General features: G+C 69.7%; 2 rRNA genes. Both read right to left on the reverse strand.

Annotated elements, in window-relative coordinates:
* Positions 1-79, reverse strand: a 5S ribosomal RNA gene (gene rrf / locus ACTQ48_RS11690); the annotation flags it as partial.
* A gap of 147 nt (positions 80-226) precedes the next feature.
* Positions 227-314 (reverse strand): 23S ribosomal RNA (locus ACTQ48_RS11695); the annotation flags it as partial.

The following is a 314-nucleotide window of genomic DNA, read 5'->3' on the forward strand; positions in this document are numbered from 1 at the left end:
CAGTACTCTCGGCGCGATGGGGCTTAGCTTCCGGGTTCGGAACGGGACCGGGCGTGCCCCCCATGCTCTGGCCGCTGACCGGTGGGCGGCGCCCACCGTTACGGTGCCCGGGTGTCTCATACACGTGCCCTGGGGGCCGCATGGCGCATAGGGGAGATCCGACTCGGGGGCATCCTCGTGCCCGGACCGCGCAAGAGCGCTCAGTCCCGCGGGCCGCGAGGTGCGGTTCCGGAAGAGCTCGGGCGATTAGTGCGGCTCGGCTGAGGCTGTCGCCAGCCTTGCACCTGCCGTCTATCGACCAGGTAGTCTACCTG

It is taken from the genome of Collinsella sp. Sow4_E3, assembly GCF_052116285.1.
In the GTDB taxonomy this organism is placed as follows: Bacteria; Actinomycetota; Coriobacteriia; order Coriobacteriales; family Coriobacteriaceae; genus Collinsella.